Annotated in this window: 19 protein-coding genes; 15 read left to right on the top strand and 4 right to left on the bottom strand. The window is 74.2% G+C overall.

Translation table 11 applies throughout. From position 1 onward, the window contains the following. Positions 1-80 precede the first annotated feature (80 nt). Complete coding sequence (locus ACTVZO_RS44760) at positions 81-836, bottom strand: 2OG-Fe dioxygenase family protein (RefSeq protein ID WP_443304361.1); 756 nt, start codon at positions 834-836, stop codon at positions 81-83. Positions 837-1,310: 474 nt separating this feature from the next. Between ACTVZO_RS44760 and ACTVZO_RS44755 the strand changes: the two genes are divergently transcribed. The 4 genes from ACTVZO_RS44755 (at position 1,311) to ACTVZO_RS44740 (ending at position 6,778) form a co-directional block, all read left to right on the top strand. After that, a complete protein-coding gene (locus ACTVZO_RS44755) occupies positions 1,311-3,023 on the top strand; it encodes a prolyl oligopeptidase family serine peptidase (RefSeq protein ID WP_443304360.1) in 1,713 nt (570 codons plus the stop codon). Then, positions 3,020-3,223: a hypothetical protein gene (locus tag ACTVZO_RS44750; RefSeq protein ID WP_443304359.1), complete on the top strand. Its 204-nt coding sequence runs from the start codon at positions 3,020-3,022 to the stop codon at positions 3,221-3,223. The genes ACTVZO_RS44755 and ACTVZO_RS44750 overlap by 4 nt, the downstream gene beginning before the upstream one ends. Further along, the gene (rsgA, locus tag ACTVZO_RS44745) at positions 3,223-4,323 is read left to right on the top strand and encodes a ribosome small subunit-dependent GTPase A (RefSeq protein WP_443304358.1); all 1,101 of its coding nucleotides are present in this window, start codon (positions 3,223-3,225) and stop codon (positions 4,321-4,323) included. The genes ACTVZO_RS44750 and rsgA overlap by 1 nt, the downstream gene beginning before the upstream one ends. 172 nt (positions 4,324-4,495) lie before the next feature. Further along, positions 4,496-6,778 (top strand): AAA family ATPase, encoded by a 2,283-nt coding sequence (locus ACTVZO_RS44740; protein WP_443304357.1) that lies wholly within the window; start codon positions 4,496-4,498, stop codon positions 6,776-6,778. Between the two features lie 35 nt (positions 6,779-6,813). On the opposite strand, the gene ACTVZO_RS44735 is transcribed toward ACTVZO_RS44740, so the two are convergent. Beyond that, on the bottom strand, positions 6,814-8,568 hold the full coding sequence (locus ACTVZO_RS44735; protein WP_443304356.1) for a 3-hydroxyacyl-CoA dehydrogenase family protein: 1,755 nt from the start codon (positions 8,566-8,568) through the stop codon (positions 6,814-6,816). Then, positions 8,565-9,926, bottom strand: coding sequence for a crotonyl-CoA carboxylase/reductase (gene ccrA, locus ACTVZO_RS44730; RefSeq protein ID WP_443304447.1), 1,362 nt, complete (start codon positions 9,924-9,926; stop codon positions 8,565-8,567). Before ccrA ends, ACTVZO_RS44735 begins: the two co-directional genes overlap by 4 nt. A 184-nt stretch (positions 9,927-10,110) precedes the next feature. On the opposite strand from ccrA, the gene ACTVZO_RS44725 reads away from it, so the two are divergent. The 8 genes from ACTVZO_RS44725 (at position 10,111) to ACTVZO_RS44690 (ending at position 17,323) form a co-directional block, all read left to right on the top strand. After that, positions 10,111-10,932: a thioesterase II family protein gene (locus ACTVZO_RS44725; RefSeq protein WP_443304355.1), complete on the top strand. Its 822-nt coding sequence runs from the start codon at positions 10,111-10,113 to the stop codon at positions 10,930-10,932. Continuing rightward, complete coding sequence (locus tag ACTVZO_RS44720) at positions 10,929-11,951, top strand: 3-oxoacyl-ACP synthase III family protein (protein WP_443304354.1); 1,023 nt, start codon at positions 10,929-10,931, stop codon at positions 11,949-11,951. Before ACTVZO_RS44725 ends, ACTVZO_RS44720 begins: the two co-directional genes overlap by 4 nt. Before the next feature lie 188 nt (positions 11,952-12,139). Beyond that, the gene (locus ACTVZO_RS44715) at positions 12,140-13,405 is read left to right on the top strand and encodes a beta-ketoacyl-[acyl-carrier-protein] synthase family protein (protein ID WP_443304353.1); all 1,266 of its coding nucleotides are present in this window, start codon (positions 12,140-12,142) and stop codon (positions 13,403-13,405) included. Further along, a complete protein-coding gene (locus tag ACTVZO_RS44710; protein ID WP_443304352.1) occupies positions 13,402-14,646 on the top strand; it encodes a ketosynthase chain-length factor in 1,245 nt (414 codons plus the stop codon). Before ACTVZO_RS44715 ends, ACTVZO_RS44710 begins: the two co-directional genes overlap by 4 nt. Positions 14,647-14,698: 52 nt before the next feature. Beyond that, a complete protein-coding gene (locus ACTVZO_RS44705) occupies positions 14,699-14,965 on the top strand; it encodes an acyl carrier protein (protein ID WP_443304351.1) in 267 nt (88 codons plus the stop codon). Between the two features lie 54 nt (positions 14,966-15,019). Then, entirely contained in the window at positions 15,020-15,283 is a 264-nt protein-coding gene (locus ACTVZO_RS44700; protein ID WP_443304350.1) for an acyl carrier protein, read from the top strand. A 2-nt stretch (positions 15,284-15,285) separates the two neighbouring features. Further along, positions 15,286-16,359: a hypothetical protein gene (locus tag ACTVZO_RS44695; protein ID WP_443304348.1), complete on the top strand. Its 1,074-nt coding sequence runs from the start codon at positions 15,286-15,288 to the stop codon at positions 16,357-16,359. Further along, entirely contained in the window at positions 16,352-17,323 is a 972-nt protein-coding gene (locus ACTVZO_RS44690) for an MBL fold metallo-hydrolase (RefSeq protein ID WP_443304347.1), read from the top strand. The genes ACTVZO_RS44695 and ACTVZO_RS44690 overlap by 8 nt, the downstream gene beginning before the upstream one ends. A 3-nt stretch (positions 17,324-17,326) precedes the next feature. Here ACTVZO_RS44690 and ACTVZO_RS44685 read toward each other — a convergent pair whose 3' ends face one another. Further along, entirely contained in the window at positions 17,327-17,779 is a 453-nt protein-coding gene (locus tag ACTVZO_RS44685) for a nuclear transport factor 2 family protein (protein ID WP_443304346.1), read from the bottom strand. Between the two features lie 180 nt (positions 17,780-17,959). On the opposite strand from ACTVZO_RS44685, the gene fabG reads away from it, so the two are divergent. The 3 genes from fabG (at position 17,960) to ACTVZO_RS44670 (ending at position 22,473) form a co-directional block, all read left to right on the top strand. Next, positions 17,960-18,745, top strand: coding sequence for a 3-oxoacyl-ACP reductase FabG (fabG, locus tag ACTVZO_RS44680; protein ID WP_443304345.1), 786 nt, complete (start codon positions 17,960-17,962; stop codon positions 18,743-18,745). A 23-nt stretch (positions 18,746-18,768) separates the two neighbouring features. Beyond that, complete coding sequence (locus ACTVZO_RS44675; protein ID WP_443304344.1) at positions 18,769-19,731, top strand: aromatase/cyclase; 963 nt, start codon at positions 18,769-18,771, stop codon at positions 19,729-19,731. Between the two features lie 234 nt (positions 19,732-19,965). After that, a complete protein-coding gene (locus tag ACTVZO_RS44670; RefSeq protein WP_443304343.1) occupies positions 19,966-22,473 on the top strand; it encodes an FkbM family methyltransferase in 2,508 nt (835 codons plus the stop codon). Positions 22,474-22,481 lie beyond the last annotated feature (8 nt).

Below are 22,481 nucleotides of genomic sequence, written 5' to 3'. Positions count from 1 at the left end.
AGGGCGCGTGACGGAGCCCCGGCCGGCGGTGCCGGCCGGGGCTTCCCGGGAGGACTTCAGGGGCGCGGGGCTTCGGGGTCTCAGCCGATCCGGCGGTAGCTGGTCAGGAGCATGTCGCGGTAGCCGTACGCACGGCCGGCCGCCGGGTCCAGGCGGACCGGTTCGGTGCCGTGCAGGACGCGGGTGTCGTCCGCGTACAGCGAGTCCAGCGGCGCCGCCAGCAGGGGGCGGGCCAGCGGTCGCTGCTCCGGGTCGCAGATGATGCTGCGGCCGCCGGTCACCCCGGAGCGGCCGATCAGGTGCAGGGAGATGTAGTCGAAGCCGTCCCGGTGCACGCCCTCGGGCGAGGGCAGGCCCTCCTCCTGGGCGCTGGCCCGGATGCGCACCAGGTGCACGTCCACCTCCCAGTCCAGGGTCCGCCCCGGCTCCGCGCCGGCCAGCCCGGAGAACACGTCGACGCCGTGCAGCAGCAGCCGCTGCAGGAACGGGTTGACGCGGACCGCCCCGGTGACGGGCGCGAACCAGCGCGGCGAGCCGCCCGCGAACGGGTTCACCTCGGCGCTCTGGTGGTAGGGGCCCGGCGGATGCGCGCGCAGCACCCCCTGCGCGGCCGACCGGTGGGTGTAGCGGACGTGCCGGCGGAAGCGGTACGCCCCGCCGTCGGCCAGGTATCCGTCCGGTTCGAGGTTCCCGTAGGCCTGGCTCAGCTGCCGGAACTCCTGTGCCCGGGTGCCGGTGTCGAAGCCGGCCCCGGGGGCGAACACCCAGCCCTGCTTGCGGATGCCCTCTCCGATGTCCGTACGGGTCAGCGGGCCGGGAAGAACTGCGGAGGGCATAAGAGGTCTCCTTGCGTCAGCCTCAACGAATACGGAGAAATTCGGTCGGACGGCAGGCAGTGGCGGTAATGTCCCTTACTCGACCGGCGGCAGGTTCCCCATCGATTCCGCCTCGTCGGCGAGAATCGTGTCCGGCATCTATGGCCGATTCGAACCGAGCGTGTACCGACAGCCCTTCCAGGCCTCTGATCTGCATCAATGGTCTCCTTTAGCTCGGTTCGCGCTCGGTCCGCGACTCTTTTTCCGGGGAATGGAAAGGAATGCGAAAGCCCCCGAGACGGCTCCTTAGGAGTTCGTCCGCAACCCTGTGGGTCGAATTGGAAATTCGCTCTTCCTAGGCCTGCCGGTCATCTGCATAATGGCCTGGTGACTGTATATACCGCTGCGCTTGAGCCGGGGTCGAGACCACTTGACCGGTGCAACGCTCCCGCCGTAGAGCTCCCCTTCTGGGGTCGGCTGCGGCCAGAGGTCTGCGTGCTGCGGGGCAACGCCACCGGCACCGCGCAGTTCTACCTCTGGGACCGGGCCGGCGGCGGGATCCGGCAGCTCACGGACGCCCCGCACGGGGTCGAACTGGGCCTGCTCGAACCGGCCGGACGCTGGCTGTGGTGGTACCACGACGAGGACGGCACCGAGCACGGCACCTGGATGCGGGCCCCGCTGCGCGGCGGCCCCGCCGTCGCCGCCCTGCCCGGCGTGCCGCCCGGCACCCCCGAGGGCCTGGCCGTCGGTGCGTCGGGCCTCGCCGTCGCCGGGATCACCGCGGCGGACGGCCGTACGGACATCCACCTGCTGCGGGCCGGCGCGGACCGGGCCGAACCGCTCTACGGCGCGGACACCCCGCTCTACCTCGGCGGTCTCAGCGACGACGAGGCGTACGTGCTGGTGCTGCACGCCGAGTACGGCGACCCGCAGCGGCCCTCGCTGCGCGTCCTGGACCAGGCCGGCGCGCTGGTGGGGGAGCTGAGCCACTGGCCGCACAGCGGGCTGCACGTGGTGCCCTACGGCTCCCCCTTCGTGCCCGGCGGCCGGCTCGTACTGGCCACGCACACCCGCGGCGGGCGGCCCGCCCCGCTGCTGTGGGACCCGGTCACCGGTGACGTGCGCGAGATCGACACCGGCCTGCCCGGCGACGTACGCGCCGAGTTCGTGCCCGACGGCACCGCGCTGCTGCTCCACCACCGCACCCACGGGCGCAGCGAGCTCTACCGCTACCGGCTCGCCGACGGGCACCTGGAGCGGCTGCCCGTGCCGCGCGGCACCGTGCACGCCGCCGCGGCCCGGCCCGACGGCGACTGCTGGTACACCTTCTCCACGGCGTCCGCCCCGGCCGTGCTGCGCGACCTCGCCGGCCGGGAGCCGCTGTCGGTGCCCGGCCCGGCCGTCCCGGCCGCGCCCGTCACCGAAGTCCCCGTCCCGCACGGGGAGCTGACCGTCCCGGTCTTCCTCAGCGTGCCGGCCGCCGGCGAAGCCCCGTACCCGACGGTCTTCCTGCTGCACGGCGGCCCGCACACCGCCGACGGGGACGAGTACAACGGCCCCGCCGCCGCCTGGAACGACGCCGGCTACGCGGTGGCCCGCGTCAACTACCGCGGCTCCGCCGAGAACGGCACGGCCTGGCAGTTCGCCCACCGCGAGGCCGTCGGGCACACCGAACTCTCCGACGTGGCCGCCGCCCGCGCCCACCTGGTCGCATCCGGCGTGACCGACCCGGACCGCTGTGTGCTCGCGGGCAGTTCCTGGGGCGGCTACCTGACCCTGCTCGGACTCGGCACCCAGCCCGCGCTGTGGGCCTGCGGGCTCGCCGAAGGGGCCGTCGGCGACTACCCGGCGGCCTACCGCGAGCAGTTGCACACCCTGCGGTGGGTGGACCGCGCCATGTTCGGCGGCACCCCCGACGAGGTCCCCGGGCGCTATGCCGCCGCCTCCCCGCACACGTACGCCGACGCGGTCCGCGCACCCCTGCTGGTGCTCGCCGGAGACCGCGACGCGCGCTGTCCGGTCGGCCAGATCGAGTCGTACGCACGGGCGCTGGCCGCCCGCGGCGCGGACATCGACTTCCGGCTGCGCTCCACCGGCCACGCCAGTGCCCGCGCCGACGTCGGCGCGGACGCCATGTCAGCACAGATCGCCTTCGTACGGAGCCGCACCGGCGGCCCCGCACCGACCCGAAAGCAGGAAGCATGACCGAGCAGAACACCACCCCCGCCGCCGACACCACCGGCACCACCACCGGCACCCCGGAGGCCGCCGCGGCCCCGGCGCCGCGCCGCCGCTTCAACGTCCAGCGCGGCGGCTGCGGCTGCGAGAGCCGGCCCGCGCCGAGCGCCCAGGCCAAGCCCGCGTCGGCGACCGCACCTGCCCCCGCGCCCGCGGAGAACAGCTGATGGCTCCGGAACCCGACCATGCCGCGCTCGCCCCGCTCGGCTGGCGCGGCGACCTCGCCGGGGCCTGGCCCGGGCACCTGGCCGCACTCGGCGGCCAGGTGCCCGGCCAGACCCGCTTCCCCGGCCGCGTCGGCCAGGTCGACCGGGGCGCCGCCACCGTCCTGACGCCCGCCGGGGAGCTCCGCGCCCAGCTCGGACCCCGGCTGTTCAAGGACGGCGGACCGCCGCTCGGCGGGGCCCAGCTGGCCACCGGCGACTGGGTCGTGGTGGGCGGCCCCGCCCCCCACCTGATCCTCGACGTCCTGCCGCGCCGGTCGGCCTTCGTCCGGGGCACCGCGAACCGCAGGACCGAGTCCCAGATCGTCGCCACCAACGTCGACACCGTCTTCGTGGTCGCCGCCCTCACCGGCGAGCAGCGGCTGCGCCGCATCGAGCGCTACCTGGCCGTCGCCTGGCAGAGCGGAGCCCAGCCCGTCGTGGTGCTGAGCAAGGCCGATCTGCACCCCGATCCGGCGGCCGCGGCCGAGGAGGTGGAGCGCATCGCGCTCGGCTCCCCCGTCCACACGGTGTCCTCCCGTACCGGCGAGGGCCTGGGCGCCCTGGACCGGTACGTCGAACCGGGCCGGACCGTCGCCCTCGTGGGCCTGTCGGGCGTGGGCAAGTCCACGCTGACCAACCGGCTGCGCGGCGAGGAGGTGCTCTCCACCCAGGAGGTCCGCTCGGACTTCAAGGGCCGGCACACCACCACCCACCGCGAACTGGTCCCGCTGCCCGGCGGCGGCCTGCTCATCGACACCCCCGGCATGCGGGCACTGGCCGTCTGGGACGCCGAGGAGGGCATCGACAAGGCCTTCGCGGACGTCGAATCCCTCACCGGGGAATGCCAGTTCCGCGACTGCCGGCACCAGGACGAGCCGGGCTGCGCCGTCCGGACCGCGGTCGTCACCGGCTCGCTGGACGCGGACCGGCTCGGCAACTGGGAGAAGCTGCGGCGCGAACAGCGCATGCTGGAACTGCGCCAGGACGCCCGCGCCCGCTCCGAGGACAAGCAACGCCTGCGCACCCGCGCCCGCGCCTTGAAAAAGCGCCCGCACCGCTGAACCCGGCCGCACCGCCGGCCCGCCCGGTGCCCCGCACCCGGGGGCCGGCGGCCGGGGCTCCGCACCCGGGGTCCCGCACCCGGGGCTCGAGCGAGCCTCCGGCCGCCCACCAGCGGCTCTTCCCCGCGCCCCGGCACACTGCCGGGAGCGGCACCGCACGGGGGGAGAGCCGATGACACCGAGGCCGCAGGAACTGGTGCGGCGGGACCGGGAACTCGGCCGGCTCCGGGAGCTGCTCGCCGTGACCCGGCGCGGGGAGGGCCGGGCCGCCCTGGTCACCGGCAGCCCCGGCAGCGGCAAGACCGCGCTCGTACGGGCCTTCACCGCCGAGGCGGCGGACGCCGGGGCGTTCGTCCTGCACGCCTCCGCCTCCCCGGCGGAACAGGGCATCCCGCTCGGCGTCGCCGGACAGCTGCTGAGCGCCGTACCCGGATTCACCGGACCCGACCCGGCCCCCGAGCCCGCCGCCGCCCTGCCCGTCGTACGGGACGTCCTGGCGGAGCTGGCCGCCACCGCCCCGGTCGTCGTCGCCGTCGACGACATCGAATACACCGACGAACTCTCCGCGCGCTGCCTGCTGTACCTGTGCGGCCGGATCGGGGCCGCGCGCATCATGCTGCTGGGCACGGGCTCCGCCCACCAGCCGCCGCACCCGCCCGGCGCCGCCCTGCCCGCCGCTCTGCCCGTCGCCGAACTCGCCCGTCACCCGCGGTGCCTGGCCATCGCCCTCACCACCCTCGACGAGGACGGCGTCGCGGCGTTCCTGCGCGCCCCGTACGGCGGGTCCGCGGACCCCGCCGAGGCCCGCCGGCTCGCCCCCGCGTGGCACCGGGCCACCGGCGGCAACCCCCGGCTGCTGCACGCCCTCGCCGAGGACCGGCCGCAGTGCGGACCGCTGCGCTCCGACCGGCCGGTGGCCTCCGCCGCCTTCAAACGGGCCGTCACCGGCTGCCTGCGCCCCGGCGGCACCCTGGACGCGGCCCGGGCCCTCGCCGTACTGGGCCCCTCCGCCACCCTCACCACGCTCGCCCGGCTGCTCGGCGTCCACGAACGGGCCGTGGGGCCGCTGATGGACGTACTCACCGACACGGGGCTGCTGGAGTCCGGACGGTTCCGCCACGAGGCCGCCCGGGCCGCCGTTCTGGAGGAGCTCCCGCCCAAGGAGAGCGCCCGGCTGCGCTCCGGGGCCGTCGCGCTGCTGCGCGCCGACGGCGCCGGAGCCGAGACCGTCGCCCGGCACCTGCTCGCCGCCGACGGGCCGGGCCCGGCCCCCGCGGAGCCGTGGGCCGTCGACGTACTGGCAGAGGCGGCCGGGCAGGCGCTGCGGGCCGCCCGGCCCAAGGCGGCCGCGGGCTTCCTCGACGCCGCGCACCGCCGCTGCCCCGACCCGGTACGCCGGGCGGGGCTGCTCGACGCGCTGGCCGGCGCCGAATGGGAGAGCGACCCGGCCGCCGTCACCCGCCACCTTCCGGCCCTCGAACAGGCCCTGGAATCGGGTCTGTTCGAGACGGACCGGGCGGCCGGCCCGCTGGGTCAGCTGCTGTGGCACGGCCGCCCGGGGGCCGCCGCCCGCGCACTCGACGCCCTCGGCGGGGAAGCGGGAACCGGGCGGCTGCGGGCCGAAGCGGGGTACGTCTTCCCGGAACTGGGCCCGGCACCCGGACCGCCCGGCGAAGCCGGCGCCACGGCCGCGGTGGAACGGGCCGCGGCGGCCCTCGTATCGCGCCAGCACCCGGCTCCCGGTGTGACGGCGGCCCTGTGCGCCCTGCTGTACGTGGGCGAGAGCGACCGGGCCGAGCACTGGCACGCCCTGCTGCGCGAGACGCGGACCACGCCGGGAGCCCTGGACACCCCGGCCCGCCGGGCGGTGGCCGCGGCCGCCGCGGCCCTGGTGCACGGCCGCCTCGGCCGGCACGCGGAGGCGGCTGCCGAGGCGCAGCGGGCACTGGGCCTGCTGTCGCCCGAAGCCTGGGGGATCGCCGTGGGGATGCCGCTGGCCGCGGCGGTGCTGGCCGCGACGGGTCTCGGCGAACACGAGGAGGCGGCGCGGCTGCTGCGCGTGCCCGTCCCGGAGGCGATGTTCCGCAGCCGGGTCGCCCCCCACTACCTGCTCGCCCGCGGCCGGTCCCGGCTGGCCGCCGAACAGCCGGTGGCCGCCGTCGGAGACCTGCACGCCTGCCGGGACCTGATGGCCCGCTGGGGCATCGCCCCCTGCGAGGCCCTCGACTGGAGCACCCCGACGGCCCGTCACCAGGACCCCGCCGCCCGCCTGAGCCGGGCGGAGCGAAGGGTCGCGGTACTGGCCGCCCAGGGCTGCACCAACCAGGTCATAGCCGCCCGCCTGTTCGTGACCGCGAGCACGGTCGAACAGCACCTCACCAAGGTCTACCGGAAACTCCAGGTGCGCTCCCGCACGGACCTCGCCGGGCTGGTCGGCCACCCGGCGGAGGTCTGACGGTCCTTCTCGGTGGAGCGCGCGCAGGCCGTTCGTCAGCCGCGGCGTTCGGACGTGCGGAAGCCGTGGTGGTTCTTGCGGCCGAGGGCGCCTGCCGCGACCAGTTCGGACAGCGCGGGCGAGGGGACCAGTTCCGGTAGGGCGAAGCTTTCGTAGAGGCGTTCCTGGATGGCGAGGGACACGTCCAGGCCGATCGTGTCCAGCAGGGCGAACGGGCCCATCGGGTAGCCGTAGCCCTGCTCGACGGCGGTGTCCGTCGCCGCGATGTCCGTGTCCGCCCGCTCCAGCAGGTCCAGCGCGTCGCCGAGGTACGGGAACAGCAGCCGGTTGACGATGAATCCGGTCCGGTCCGGGCATTCCACGGCCGTCTTGCCCAGGTCGCGGCAGAGTGCCCGGGCGGTCGCCAGTGCGTCCTCGTGCGCCTCGGGCGTGTAGGCCAGCTCCACCAGCCGCATCACCGGGGCCGGGTTGAAGAAGTGCAGGCCGATCACGTCCGCCGGGCGGCCCGAGGCCTCGGCGCAGGCGGCGACGGACAGGCTCGAGGTGGTGGTGGCCAGGACCGTGCCCGGTGCGCAGACCTCCCCGAGCCGGCCGAACAGGGCTTGTTTCGCCTCGAGGTCCTCGACGATGGCCTCCACGACCAGGTCGCAGCCGCCGAGCGCCGCCAGGTCGTGGGACGTCTCCAGCCGGGCCAGGGCCGCCTCCCGCTCCGCGGGGGTGATCCGGCCCCGGCGCACCCGGCGGGTCAGCGAGTCGCCGATGGCCGTGAGCGCCCGCTCGGCCTGCTCCGCGCCGCGCGCCACCAGCAGCGTGGGCCGGCCGCCGGCCGCGATGACCTCGGCGATGCCGCGGGCCATGGCGCCCGAGCCGACCACGCCGACGCGGGTGACCGGCCGGGCCGTGCCCGCGCCCGGGCCGCCGGCCGGCGGTGTCACCACGGCGCCCAGTTCGTCGTACGCGGCGAAGCCCTCGCCGCTCTTGCGGCCCAGGCGGCCGGCCGTGACCATCCGGCTGAGCAGCGGGGACGGTTCGAAGGCGCAGTCGCCGGTACGCCGCCAGCGGGCGAGCAGGGCCGCGTGGACCGAGTCGATGCCCAAGAGGTCGAGCGTCTCCAGCGGGCCCAGCGGAAGACCGCAGCCCAGCCGCATCGCGGTGTCGATGTCCCGGGCGCTCGCGTAGCCCTCGTCGCACAGGATCGCGGCGCGGTTGAGGTAGGCGAGCACCAGGTCGTCGGCGTCCGCGGCCGACGGGGCGGTGACGGCGACGGGCCGCAGGCCGAGCTCGGCCACCAGGGCGTCGAGGGCGGCCGCGGTGGCGGCCGAGGCCAGCGGGGAGTGGACGGGCAGGACGGGCCCGCCGGCGGCGGGCGGCGTGAAGAAGCGCAGGCCCGCGACCGCACCGGGACGGCCCGAGGATATGGCGAGGCGGGGCACGGACAGGGTCGTCGCGGTGGTGAGGACGGGCACGCCGGGAGCGCACCGGGAGACGATGTCGCCCAGTACGGCCTTCTTGACGGCCTCGTCCTCGGGGACGGCCTCGATCACCAGCTCCGCCCGGGCGAGGGCGGCCGGGTCCGTGGTGAAGGTGACGGCGGGACCGGCGGCCCTGCCGCTCTCGCCGGTACGGGCGGCGTCGGCCGCCTTGAGCCGCCGGGCCGCGCGGTCCAGCGCGTCCAGGGCGGGGTCGACGGCGATGACCTCGTGCCCGGCCTCGTGGGCCAGGCGCAGCAGGGCCTCGCCGAGCGTGCCCAGTCCGACGATCCCGGTGATGGGGGTGTGCTGCGCGGTCACTGGCCGGCCTCCTGCGTGTCGTCGTCGCTGCGGAACCGGTTGATGGCCTCGACGTGCGTGGCGCGCAGTTCGTGGTTCCGTACGCCCAGGCCCTCGCGCGGGGCCAGCGCCAGGACGCCGACCTTGCCGTGGTGCAGGTTCTGGTGGACGTCGTAGGCGGCCTGGCCGGTCTCCTCGAGGGAGTACACCTTCGAGAGGGTGGGGTGGATCTTGCCCTTGGCGATGAGGCGGTTGGCCTCCCAGGCCTCGCGGTAGTTCGCGAAGTGCGAGCCCACGATCCGCTTGAGCGACATCCACAGGTAGCGGTTGTCGAACTCGTGCATGTAGCCGGAGGTCGAGGCGCAGGTGGTGATGGTGCCGCCCTTGCGGGTGACGTAGACCGAGGCGCCGAAGGTCTCGCGGCCCGGGTGCTCGAAGACGATGTCCACGTCCTCGCCGCCGGTCAGCTCGCGGATGCGCTTGCCGAAGCGCTTCCACTCCCGCGGGTCCTGGGTGTCCTCGTCCTTCCAGAACGTGTAGCCCTCGGCGTTGCGGTCGATGATCGCGGTCGCGCCCATCCGCCGGCAGATATCCGCCTTCTGCGGACTGGACACCACGCACACGGGGTTGGCGCCGCCGGCCAGGGCCAGCTGGGTGGCGTAGGAGCCGAGGCCGCCGCTGGCGCCCCAGATCAGGACGTTGTCGCCCTGCTTCATGCCGGCGCCGTTGCGGGAGACCAGCTGGCGGTAGGCGGTGGAGTTGACCAGACCGGGGGAGGCGGCCTCCTCCCACGTCAGGTGCTCGGGCTTGGGCATCAGCTGGTTCGACTTGACCAGTGCCAGCTCCGCCAGGCCGCCGAAGTTCGTCTCGAAGCCCCAGATGCGCTGCTCGGGGTCGAGCATCGTGTCGTTGTGGCCCTCGGCGGACTCCAGCTCCACGGACAGGCAGTGGGCCACGACCCGGTCGCCGGGCTGCCAGCGGTTCACGCCGGGGCCGGTGCGCAGCACCACGCCGCACAGGTCGGAGCCCAGTACGTGGTACGGCAGGTCGTGACGCTTGGTCAGCTCGCTGAGCCGGCCGTAGCGCTCCAGGAAGCCGAAGGTCGCCAGCGGCTCGAAGATCGAGGACCAGACGGTGTTGTAGTTGACGGCGCTCGCCATGACGGCGATCAGCGCCTCGCCGGGGCCCGGTTCGGGGGTCGGCACGTCCTGCAGGTGCAGGGACTTGCGGGGGTCCTTGTCCGCCGTCGCCATGCCCTCGAACATGCCGATGTCCTCCTTGCGGACGACATTGCCGCGGTAGCTCTCCGGCAGCCGGAGCTGCTGGAAGTCACCCGGGGCCGCGTCCTCGGAGAGCAGAGCACTGATGATCTCGTCCACGTGATGTCCCTTGAAGTCGAGGAGCGCCTCAGCCAAACGTAGGAAGGCCCGCCCCGGTCCCGGCACCCCAGACGTGCCCCTAGGCCCGGGCGGGGCCGCGGCCAGGGGGGTGCCAGGGGATCCGCACACGGCGGGCCGGCCCGCAGGCTGGGCTTCGAGCTCTGTCCGTGGATGAGGAGATCCGATGACGCGAACGACCGACGGAAGTCCCTGGTTCAGGAACTACCGGCCCGCCCCGCAGGCGCCCGTCCGGCTGTTCGCGCTGCCGCACGCGGGCGGGTCCGCGAGCTACTTCCACCCGCTGGCCACCGTGCTCTCGCCCGACGTGGACGTGTACGGGGTGCAGTACCCGGGCCGCCAGGACCGCCGCGCCGAACCGGGCGAGACCTCGCTGGAGCGGCTCGCCGACCGGATCACCGCCGAGCTGCTGGCCCTCGACGACGGCCGCCCGTACGCGCTGTTCGGGCACAGCATGGGGGCGATGCTGTCCTTCGAGGTGGCCCGCCGGACGGAGGCGGCCGGGCGGGGTCCTGCCCACCTGTTCGTCTCCGGCCGCCCGGCCCCCTGCCAGGACGAGTACGAGGCCTGGTTCCCGCGCACCGACGAGGAGGTCGTCGCTGAGCTGCGCGCGCTGAACGCGACGGACGACGGGCTGCTCGACGACCCCGAGGTGCGGAGCATGCTGCTGCCGCCGCTGCGCACCGACTACCGGGCCGTGCGCGAGTACCGCTTCCGCCCCGGCCCGCCGCTGCGCACCGCGATCACCGCGCTGACCGGCGACGCCGACCACATGGCCGAGGTGGGGAAGGTGGACCGGTGGCGCGACCACACCCGGTCCGCGTTCGGGCTGTGGGTGCTGCCCGGCGGCCACTTCTTCCTCAGCGACCGCCTGGACGAGATCGCGGGCGCCGTCACCGAAGCGCTGACGCGGCCCGAAGCGCCGACGCGGCCCGGCGCGCCGGCCCGTCCCGCGGCTCAGGCCCGTCCCGCGGCGGTGGCCGCGTGAGCGTCCACTCGCCGGGCCTGGGGTCCGTCGGCATCCTCGGCACGGGCTCCTACCTACCCGAGCGGATCGTGCCCAACGAGACGATCGCCGCCCGCGTCGGTGTGACTCCCGCGTGGATCGAGCGCAAGACGGGCATCAGGGAACGGCGGTACGCGGCTCCGCACGAGGCCGCCTCCGACCTGGCCGCCGAGGCCGCCCTGCGGGCGCTGGCGGACTCCGGCACCGATCCGGAGGACCTCGCCTGGATCGTGGTCGCCACCTCCACCCCCGACCACACCCAGCCCGCCACCGCCGCCCTCGTGCAGCACCGGATCGGCGCCCGCCACGCGGCCGCCTTCGACGTCAACGCCGTGTGCAGCGGCTTCGCCACGGCCCTGCACACCGGCGCCCGGCTGCTGGCCGCCCCCGAGGCGGACGGCCGGCGCCGCCCCGTGCTGGTCATCGGGACGGACGTCTACTCGCGCATCGTCGACCCCGCCGACCGCAGGACCGCCCCCCTGTTCGGCGACGGCGCCGGAGCCGTCGTCCTCGGCCCGGTGCGCGAGGGCTACGGGCTGCTCGGCACCGGCCTGCGCACCGACGGCAGCCTGCACGGGCTGATCGGCGTCGGCGCGGGCGGCAGCCGCAAGCCCGCCGCGCTGAAAACGGTGGCCCGCGGCGAGCACTACTTCGCGATGCGCGGGCGCGACGTACGCGACTTCGTCGAACGGGAACTGCCCGGCGCGGTCGAGGAGATCCTGCGCACCTTCGGGGTCCGCCCCGAGGACGTGGCCCACTTCGTGCCGCACCAGGCCAACGGCGAGATGCTGCGCTCCCTGGTGGGGCCGCTCGGCCTGACCCGGGCTTCCGTCCACCTGCCCGTGGAGTTCCACGGCAACACCGGCGCCGCCTCCATCCCGCTGGCCCTGGACCACGCCGTGCGCGGGGACGGCGGACCGGCCGACGGGGACCTCGTCCTGCTGGCCGGTTTCGGCGGCGGCATGAGCGTGGGGACCGCCCTGGTGCGCTGGGGTGGCTGACACCGCGCCGGCCCGGACCTGCGGCCCGCAGGCGTCGGCCCGGACGCGGCGCGCACGCGTCCTCCGGCGGCGTGCACGCATCTTCTAGCAGTGCTCCAGCCCGAAGCGCGAGGCTCGCAGGACCGGACCGTTCCGTGGTACGAGCCGGACCGGGCCCAGGTCGGAGGAAACACAGTGAAGGACAGTCGATGAGACGGGTAGTCATCACCGGGATCGGGGTCGTCGCCCCCGGAGGAGTCGGCACCGGGCAGTTCTGGGAACTGCTCACCGCAGGCCGCACCGCGACCCGGGCCATCACCCTCTTCGACGCGTCCTCCTTCCGCTCCCGCGTCGCCGCCGAGGCCGACTTCCACCCCGCCGCCCACGGGTTCGACCCGCAGGAGGCCGCCCGCCTCGACCGCGCCGCCCTGTTCGCGCTGACCAGCGCCCGCGAGGCGATCGCCGACAGCGGCGTCGCCGACGGGCTCGATCCGCTGCGCACCGGTGTCACCCTCGGCAGCGCCGTCGGCTGCACCACCGGACTCGACAACGAGTACGCGGCCGTCAGCGAGCTGGGCCGGCTGTGGAACGTGGACCACGCGCGGGCCGTCGCCCACCTCTACGACTACTTCGCCCCCAGCTCCCTGGCCGCCGAAGTGGCCCGGGACAGCGGTGCGCAGGGCCCCGTCTCGCTCGTCTCCACCGGCTGCACCTCCGGGCTCGACTCCATCGGCCACGCCGTCGAGCTGATCCGCGAGGGCGCGGCCGACGTGATGGTCACCGGCGCCACCGAGGCGCCGATCTCGCCGATCACCGTGGCCTGCTTCGACGCGATCCGCGCCACCTCCACCCGCAACGACGACCCGGCGACCGCCTCGCGGCCCTTCGACCGCACCCGCAACGGCTTCGTCCTCGGCGAGGGATCCGCCGTCCTGGTCGTCGAGGAGCTCGAGCGCGCCCGCCGCCGCGGCGCCCGGATCTACGCCGAGATCTCCGGCTTCGCCAGCCGCAGCAACGCCTACCACATGACGGGGCTGCGATCCGACGGCGCGGAGATGGCCGCGGCCATCACGGCCGCGCTCGACGAGGCCCGGCTGGACGCCTCCGCCATCGACTACGTCAGCGCCCACGGCTCGGGCACCAAGCAGAACGACAAGCACGAGACCGCGGCCTTCAAGCGCAGCCTGGGACAGCGCGCCTACGAGGTGCCCGTCAGCTCCATCAAGTCGATGATCGGGCACTCGCTCGGGGCCATCGGTGCACTGGAGGTGGCCGCCAGCGCCCTGGCCATCGCGCACAACACCGTTCCGCCCACCGCCAACCTGCACGAGGCGGACCCGGCCTGCGACCTGGACTACACCCCGCTCACCGCCCGCGAGCAGCGCACCGACGCCGTCGTCAGCGTCGGCAGCGGCTTCGGCGGGTTCCAGAGTGCCATGGTCCTCAACCGCCCGAGCCTGAAGGAAGCCGCATGACCGCCGCCGCACCCGTCCCGTCCGGCGCCCCGGCGCGGACCGCCACCGCCGTCTTCACGGGTGTCGGCGTCACCGCCCCCAACGGGCTGGGCGCGGAGGCCTGGTGGGAGGCCGTCCTGCGGGGCGAGAGCGGCATCCGGCCGCTGACCCGGTTCGACGCGAGCGGCTATCCCGTACGCCTGGCCGGCGAGATCCCGGGCTTCGTCGACGAGGACCACGTCCCCAGCCGACTGCTGCCGCAGACGGACCGCGTCACCCGGCTCTCGCTCGCCGCGGCCAAGGAGGCCCTCGACGACGCGGGCGCCGACCCCGCCCAGCTGCCGGAGTACGGCGCGGGCGTGGTCACCGCCTCCTCGGCCGGCGGTTACGAGTTCGGCCAGCGCGAGCTGGAGGCCCTGTGGAGCAAGGGCGGCCAGTACGTCAGCGCCTACCAGTCCTTCGCCTGGTTCTACGCCGTCAACTCCGGGCAGATCTCCATCCGGCACGGGCTGCGCGGCCCCAGCGGCGTCATCGTCACCGAGGGCGCGGGCGGCCTGGACGCCGTCGCCCAGGCCCGGCGCCAGCTCCGCAAGGGCGCGACCCTGATGGTGACCGGCGCCGTCGACGCCTCGCTCTGCCCGTGGGGCTGGGCCGCTCACCTCGCCGAGGGCGGGATGAGCCAGGTACCGGACCCGGCCCGCGCCTACCTGCCCTTCGACGCCGAGGCCACCGGCCACATCGTCGGCGAGGGCGGCGCCCTGCTCGTCCTGGAGGACGCAGAGGCCGCCCGTGCCCGGGGCGCCCGTACGTACGGTTCCTTCGCCGGGTACGCGGCCACCTTCGACGGCACGGACACGCCCCGGCTCGCCGACGCGGCCCGCCTCGCGCTCGCCGACGCCGGCCTGACCGCCGCCGACGTCGACGTGGTCTTCGCCGACGCCGCGGGCGAACGCGCCGCGGACCGTGCCGAGGCCGAGGCGATCACCGCCGTGTTCGGCCCGCGCGGGGTCCCGGTCACCGCCCCCAAGTCGATGACCGGACGGCTCCTGTCGGGCGGTGCCTCGCTCGACCTCGCCGCCGCCCTGTTCACCCTGCGCGACCAGGTGATCCCGCCGACCACCGGCACCGCGCGCCCCGCCGACGACTGCCCGCTCGACCTGGTCACCGGCGCCCCGCGGACCGGCAGCGCCCTGCGCACCGCCCTGGTGCTGGCCCGCGGCCGGGGCGGCTTCAACGCCGCCGCCGTGGTCCGTGCCGCCTGAGGCCGCGCCGCACCTGCCCGTTCCCCAACCGAACCGCCCCGAGGAGATCCCCATGCGGTACCTGGAGCTGACCGACCTGACTCGTCTGCTGCGCGACTGCGCCGGCGAGGACGAGGGCGTCGACATGGACAGTGCCGACGTCCTCGACACCACCTTCTACGACCTGGGCTACGACTCGCTGGCGCTCCTGCAGACCACCGGGCTCATCGAGCGCCAGTACGCGGTCACGCTCGACGAGGAGGCCATGGACGAGGCCGAGACCCCCCGCAAGTACCTCGAGCTCGTCAACCGGGCGCTGTCCGTCCGGGTCACCACCTGAGCCCGACGGCCCACGACCGTCCCGCCCGCACCCGCTTCCCCAAGGAGAGCTGACATGCCACGCATCCAGGCCATCAAGGAGTTCATGGTCCGCGAGTTCCTGCCGGAGGGTTCCGCCGATGAACTGGACGCGGACTTCGACTTCCTGGCAGCGGGCGTCGTCGACAGCCTCGCGCTGCTCAAGGTGATCGCGTGGCTGGAAGACGTCCACCACATCAACACCGACGAGTTCGTCCTGGACCCGGAGTTCTTCCGCTCGGCCGCGGCCATCGACGTGTTCATCACCGACGCGTCCCGGCCGCGGGCGGAGGCCGCGTAGCCATGAACGACGCCGTCGACGCCGTCGTCGGGCAGCACCGGCCAGCGGACCTGCCCATGTGGCGCTCGTTCTGGGATGGGCTGCACGAGCGCGGGCCGCGGCACGACCCGCAGGCGCGCCGCGGCGAAGCCGTCGCCCTGCTCGCCTCGCTGTCCACCGCGCTGCCCGGCCGCACCACGCTGACCGCCCTGCTCGGCTCGCTCGCGGAACGCCGCCCCGGCCATGCGGCCCGCACGGGCGGCGCCGGGCCGGGCGCCTTCGACGGCGCGGTGGCCACCACCGCGAGCGGCGGCGGCCCGCACACCGCCTACATCCCGCTGGCGGCCGCGGTGGTCGCCGCCGCGATGGGCACCCCGGTCGTCAGGACCGGCTTGCCCGCGTACTCCTCCCCGGCGGGCCCGGCGTCGCTGACGCAGCGCCTCGGCATCCCGCTGACCCGCTCGTACGAGGAGACCCACGAGGCACTGGAGGACTGCGGCATCGCCTTCGCCGGGTCCTTCGTCTACCCGGCCGAACTGGCCCTGCTGGCCGCCGCCGTGCGGCCGCTGGACATCCGCGGGCTTGGCCGCGGCATCGACGCGCTCAGTCCCTTCCTCGCCGATATGCCCGTATCCGCCCAGGTCACTGGGGTCCGAGACGTCCGCTCCGCCACGGCACTGCGCACGGCCGCCGAACACACCGCCCGCACCGCCGGCCGCCGGGTGTGGCTGGCCGGCAACGGCCTGGGCGCCGACGGACTCGTGGGTTGCACCACCAACCGGGTACACGTCTACGAGGCCGTCGGCGAGGACGAGTTCACCCTTGACCCGGCCCTGCTCGGACTGCGCCCCGGCACCCTGGATGGCCTGCGCCCACGCGGCGCCGATCCGGTGGCGTACTTCCGTGCCGTGCTCGGCGGCGGAGGCACCCGCGAGGCCGAGGACGGCGTCTGCCTCAGCGCCGCCGCCCTCGCCATCGCAGGCCACACCACCGGAGACTGGCACGAGGCACTGGCCGGCGCCCGGGCCGTGATCCACGACGGAGCAGCCCTCGCCCTGCTGGAGCGGCTGCGGACCCGGGCGGCCGTCCATGCCTGAGCAGGACGCCCGGACCGCCCGGCCGCCCGTCCCGGCCACGCCCGGCACGGCCCTCCCCCCGCCGGACGCCTCCATGACCGAGATCGCCGACGGCGTGTTCGCGTACGTCCAGGGCGACGGCGGCTGGTGCCTGAACAACGCGGGCTTGGTCACCGGCGGGAACGGGCAGAGCCTGCTCGTCGACACTGCCGCCACCGAGCAGCGCGCCCGCAACCTGCGCGCCGAAGTGCTGCGGCTGGTCCTCGAGCCCCCGCGCGCCCTGGTCAACACGCACTTCCACGGCGACCACACGTTCGGCAACCACCTCTTCCCCGAAGCGCTGGTCATCGCCCACGAGCAGACGCGCACCATGATGGAGCTGGCCGGACTGCACCTGACGAGTCTGTGGCCGGACGTCTGCTGGGGCGATGTGGAGGTCACCCTCCCGGACCTCACCTACCGCGAAGCGCTGACCCTGCACATCGGCGGTGTACGGGCCGAACTGCTGCACCTGGGACCCGCCGCGCACACCACCAACGACACCGCCGTGTGGCTGCCCGAGCAGCGGGTGCTGTTCGCCGGCGACCTGGTCATGTCGAACGCCGCCCCGTTCTGCCTGATGGGCTCCGTCTCGGGCTCACTCGCCGCGATGGAGCGGCTGCGCGCCCTGGGCGCCGAGACCGTGGTCCCGGGCCACGGCCCAGTCGGCGGACCCGAACTGATCGAAGCCAACGCGGCCTACTTCCGCTGGATCGCAGGGCTCGCCGAGCGCGGTGCGGCGGCCGGGCTGACCCCGCTCGAACTCGCTGCCGAAGCGGACCTGGGCCCGTTCGCGGACCTGCTCGACGCGGAACGCCTCGTACCGAACCTGCACCGGGCCTACGCCGAACTGGCCGGGGCGGCCCCCGGGGCACCGCTCGACGTGGGCGCCCTCTTCCAGGAGATGGCCGATTTCAACGGCGGGCTGCCCGCCTGCCACGCCTGATGCTCAGGCCAGGTCGTCGCGGGTCACGCGGCGGGTCGCGACCTGCAGGGCGCCCTCGACGCGGACCAGGACGTCCTCGCAGACGCACACCCGGTGCACCTGGGAGTCGCCGCCGATGACGGAGGCGTAGACGATCGCGTACGAGCGGACGTCCACGGTGCCGTCGGGCCGCTCGGCGACGTCGAACATGCCGATGAAGTGGCGGTGGCGCTGGCCGGCCTCGGCGAGCTGGGCGGCGGTGCGGCTGGTCGCGGCGACCAGGCCCGGACGGCCGCGCACCGGCTCGGGCAGCGTGGGCACGTCGAAGGTGGCGTCCTCGGTGAACGTCTCGGCCCAGCGCTGGGACTCGCCGAGGTCCAGCAGCTGCATCTGGTGGGCGTAGAACTGCTGGACCTCGGCGTACAGGGCGCCGAAGGCCGCGGCGGCCTGCTGTCCGATGCCGGCCTGGATGGTCATGGAGGACTCCGATCTGGTGGGTGCGCCCACCCTCGCCGCCGCGGGTCGAGCGGGATTCGAAGACGTCTCGAACGGGCCGCCGACCGGACCGGCCGCGACCCCTCCTCAAGCGGGGTTCGTGCGGGCGTCAAGGAGTCCAGGACACGGTCGGAGCATCAACGCCGTTCTGGAGGTACACCGATGACGACAGAGACGAAGCCGGTAGCCCTGGTCACCGGGGGTACGAGCGGGATCGGGCTGGCCGTGGTCCGCGATCTCGCCCGCCGCGGACACCGCGTCTTCCTCTGCGCCCGCACCGAGCAGCAGGTCAAGCAGACGGTCGAGGACCTGCGCGCCGAGGGCCTGGAGGTCGAGGGCGCCGCCGCCGACGTCCGCGACGCCGCGTCCGTCAAGGCGCTGGTCGCCGCCGCCGTCAAGACCTTCGGGCCGATCTCCGTCCTCGTCAACAACGCCGGCCGCAGCGGCGGCGGTCCGACCGCCGACCTCACCGACGAGCTCTGGTACGACGTCATCCAGACCAACCTCAACAGCGTCTTCCTGCTGACGCGCGAGGTCCTCAAGAACGGCGGCCTCGAGGGCGCCTCCTACGGCCGGATCATCAACATCGCCTCCACCGCGGGCAAGCAGGGCGTCGTCCTCGGCGCCCCCTACTCGGCCTCCAAGCACGGCGTCGTCGGCTTCACCAAGTCCCTCGGCAACGAGCTCGCCCCCACCGGCATCACCGTCAACGCGGTCTGCCCCGGATACGTCGAGACCCCGATGGCGCAGCGCGTGCGCACCGGGTACGCGACCGCGTACGACACCTCCGAAGAGCAGATCATGCAGAAGTTCACCTCGAAGATCCCGCTCGGCCGCTACTCCACCCCCGAGGAAGTGGCCGGCCTGGTCGGCTACCTGACCACCGACGTGGCCTCGTCCATCACCTCGCAGGCGCTCAACGTCTGCGGCGGCCTCGGCAACTTCTGATCCGGAAAGCAGGAACTCCTACGATGTCCGCTGAGCGTGTGCACCGCACGACGCACGAGGTGACCGTCGCCGCCCCCGCCGGAGTGGTCTACGGCCTGATCGCCGACGCGGCCAAGTGGCCGCTGTACTTCCCGCCCAACGTCCACGTAGAGCAGCTGGAGTCCGACGGTTCCCGCGAGCACCTGCGCATGTGGGCCACCGCCAACGGCCAGATCAAGTCCTGGACCTCGCGGCGCACCCTGGACGTGGCTCAGCGCCGCATCGAGTTCCGCCAGGAGGTGCCCGCCTCACCGCTGGAGTCGATGGGCGGAACCTGGATCGTCGAACCGCGCGGCGCCGCCGCCTGCCGGCTGGTCCTGCTGCACGACTTCACCGTCGCCGGTGACGACGCCGACTCCGTAGCCTGGGTGGAGAGCGCCACCGACACCAACAGCCGCGCCGAGCTCGGCAACATCAAGCAGCTCGCCGAGGGCTGGGAGCGCCTCGACGACCTGGTGATGTCCTTCGAGGACTCGGTGCGCGTCGACGGCCCGGCCGAGCGCGTCTACGAGTTCCTGCACCGCGTCCAGGACTGGCCCACGCTGGTCCCGCACGTCTCGCGCCTGGACCTGACGGAGCCCGAGCCGGGCGTGCAGATCATGTCCATGGACACGTTGACCGCCGACGGCAGCGCGCACACCACCGAATCGGTCCGCGTCTGCTTCCCGCACGCCCGGCGCATCGTCTACAAGCAGACGGCGACCCCGCTGCTGATGTCCGCGCACACCGGCGAGTGGTCGCTCGTCGAGGACGGGACCGGCGTGACCGTCACCTCGCAGCACAGCGTCGTGCTGCGCGAGGAGAACATCACCCGCGTCCTGGGCCCCGAGGCCGGCATCGCCGAATGCCGCCGCTACGTCCGCGAGGCGCTCGGCCGCAACAGCACGGCGACCCTCAACCTCGCCAAGGCCCACGCCGAGTCCCAGGTCCCGACCCGCGCCGCCTAGTGCTGTGACCGCGTCCACCGCTGCTCCGGCTCTGCTCAAGCAGTCCTGGCCAGGCTGGTCACGACGGAATCCTCGGACAGATACCAGGGCGGCACACGGGCGCTCCTCACACATGTGCAGCCCCGGTCACCCAGGCCGGGGTTGCTTTGCGTGCACCTGCGGCACCCGCTGTTTTGGCCCGAGCGGCCGCGCACCGGCCGCTCGCCCGGTTTTCCGACACACCCAAGGAGAGGTATGACCCCCAACACGATCACCGCCGAGGAGAGGCACGAAGCGGCGGGTCCGCCGACCGGTCCGCTCCCGTTCCACCTCGACCTGGTCAGCGGGACCAACGGTGCCTCCCTGGACGCCGGACTCGCCGCGCTCAAGGGTGCGGGCGCCGTTTCGGCCGCCGCCCCGGTCACCCGGCGCTCCGTCGGCGCGGGCGCCGGCTCCGGCGCGCACCGCGGCGCCGTCCTGACGGGCCCCGAGGGCCCGGCCGAGCTGGGTGCCAAGGAGACCGGCGCCACCGCCGCGCCGCTGGCCTTCCTCTTCCCGGGCCTGGGCGACCACTACCTGGGCATGGGCCGCGACCTGTACCGCGACTTCCCGGTCTTCCGCGCCGAGGTCGACCGCTGCGCCGAACTGCTCGCCCCCGACCTCGGCCTGGACATCCGCGAGGTGATCTTCCCGGCCGGCGCCGGGGAGGCACCCGCACCGCAGGCCGGCGACGGCGCGAAGGCGCCCGCCATGGACCTGCGCCGCATGCTCGGCCGCGACAGCGGTCCGGTCAGCGCCGAGGAGCGCCGGCTGAACGCCACGAAGCTGGCCCAGCCCGCCCTCTTCGTCATCGAGTACGCCCTCGCCGGACTGTGGCGCAGCTGGGGCGCCCGCCCCGCCGTCCTGACCGGCTACAGCCTGGGCGAGTACGTGGCCGCGACGCTGGCCGGGGTGCTCTCCCTCAAGGACGCGCTGACCCTGGTCGCCCGCCGCGCCGCGCTCATCGACGCCCTGCCGCAGGGCGCCATGCTCGCCGTCATGCTGCCGGAGCAGGACGTACGGGCCCTGCTCGGACCGAACCTCTCGCTGTCGGCCGTCAACGGCGACGCCTTCTGCGTGGTCGCGGGCCCCGAGCAGGACATCGCCGCGCTGGAGGCCTCCCTGCGCTCGCGCGAGGTCGTCAACCGCCGGGTCACCACCACCCACGCCTTCCACTCCACGATGATGGAGCCGATCGCCGACGAGCTGACCGCGCTCGCGCGGACCCTGACGCTCAACGCGCCGAGCATCCCGTACGTCTCGAACGTCACCGGCGAGCTCATCACCGACGAGCAGGCCACCGACCCGCGCTACTGGGCCCGCCACCTCGTCAGCCCGGTCCGCTTCGCCGACGGCCTGCGCGCCATCGGCGAGGAGCACGTCCTGCTGGAGGCGGGCCCCGGCCAGACCCTGGCCAGCCTCGCCACCGAGGTCCGCGGCGTCGGCAACGGCGCCGTCATCGCCTCGATGCGCCACCCGCTGGAGCGCCGCTCCGACACCGCCGTCGCCCTCAAGGCGCTGGGCCGGCTCTGGCTGGCCGGCGGCGCCGTGGACTGGACGGTCCACCCCGCCCAGGACCTCGCGACCGACGGCGTCGCCGCCCCGGCCGCGGCCCCGGCCACCGCGGCGGGCGAGCCCGGTGCCACCGAGCAGGAGCTGCACGCCCTGTGGGCCCGGCTGCTGAAGACCGAGGAGCAGCTCCCGCGGGACGTCTCGTTCTTCGAACTCGGCGGCAACTCGCTGCTGGCCACCCGCCTGATCCTGCGCATCACCCGCGCCTTCTCCGTCGAGCCGACGCTGCGTCAGATCTACGAGTGGGCCACCCTCGCGCGGACCGCGACCGCCATCGACGCGCTGCGCGAGGGCCGGGACCCGCAGGAGGCGCTGGCCGGGGACGGATCCGGCTCCTCGCACACCGGAAGCTCCCTCGCCCGCTTCCGGCTCCCCAACGGCCTGATGGTCTCCCACCAGAACGAGGCGGAGACCCTCCACTTCTACGAGGACATCTTCGACCACCGCGTCTACGCCAAGAACGGGATCACCCTCCCCGACGGGGCGACCGTCGTCGACGTCGGCGGCAACATCGGCCTCTTCACGCTCTTCGCGCACTACGAGGCCAAGGACGTGACGGCGTACACCTTCGAGCCGGCCCCGCCGCTGTTCGAGCTGCTCAGCCGCAACGTCGCCGAACACGGCGTCGACGCCCGGCTGTTCAACATCGGCATCTCCGACAGCGAGTCCGAGGCGCGGTTCACCTTCTACCCGCGCAGCTCCGGCATGTCCTCCTTCCACCCCGACGAGGCGGAGGAGAAGCACAACCTGCGCACGATCATCGCCAACCAGCGCGAGGCCGGCGGGGACGAGGCGGCCGACCAGCTCGCCGAGTACACCGAAGAGCTGATGGACGTGCGCTTCGAGGCCATCGAGTTCACCGCGAAGCTGCGCCCGCTGAGCGCGGTCATCCGCGAGCAGAACATCGAGCGCATCGACCTCATCAAGATCGACGTGCAGAAGAGCGAGCGCCAGGTCATCGACGGCATCGCCGACGAGGACTGGCCCAAGATCCAGCAGATGGTGCTGGAGGCGCACGACGCCGACGGCGAGGTCGCCCGGCTCGTGGCGCTCCTGGAGAGCCGCGGCTTCACCGCGCACGCCGAGCAGGACGAGCTGTACGCCGGCACGGACATCCACAACATCTACGCCGTACGCGGCGACGCACGCTAAACGGAGTC

It is taken from the genome of Streptomyces sp. IBSNAI002, from assembly GCF_052244475.1.
In the GTDB taxonomy this organism is placed as follows: domain Bacteria; phylum Actinomycetota; class Actinomycetes; order Streptomycetales; family Streptomycetaceae; genus Streptomyces.
Note: the sequence above shows the minus strand (reverse complement) of the source record. Positions and strands in the feature narration are given on the sequence as shown.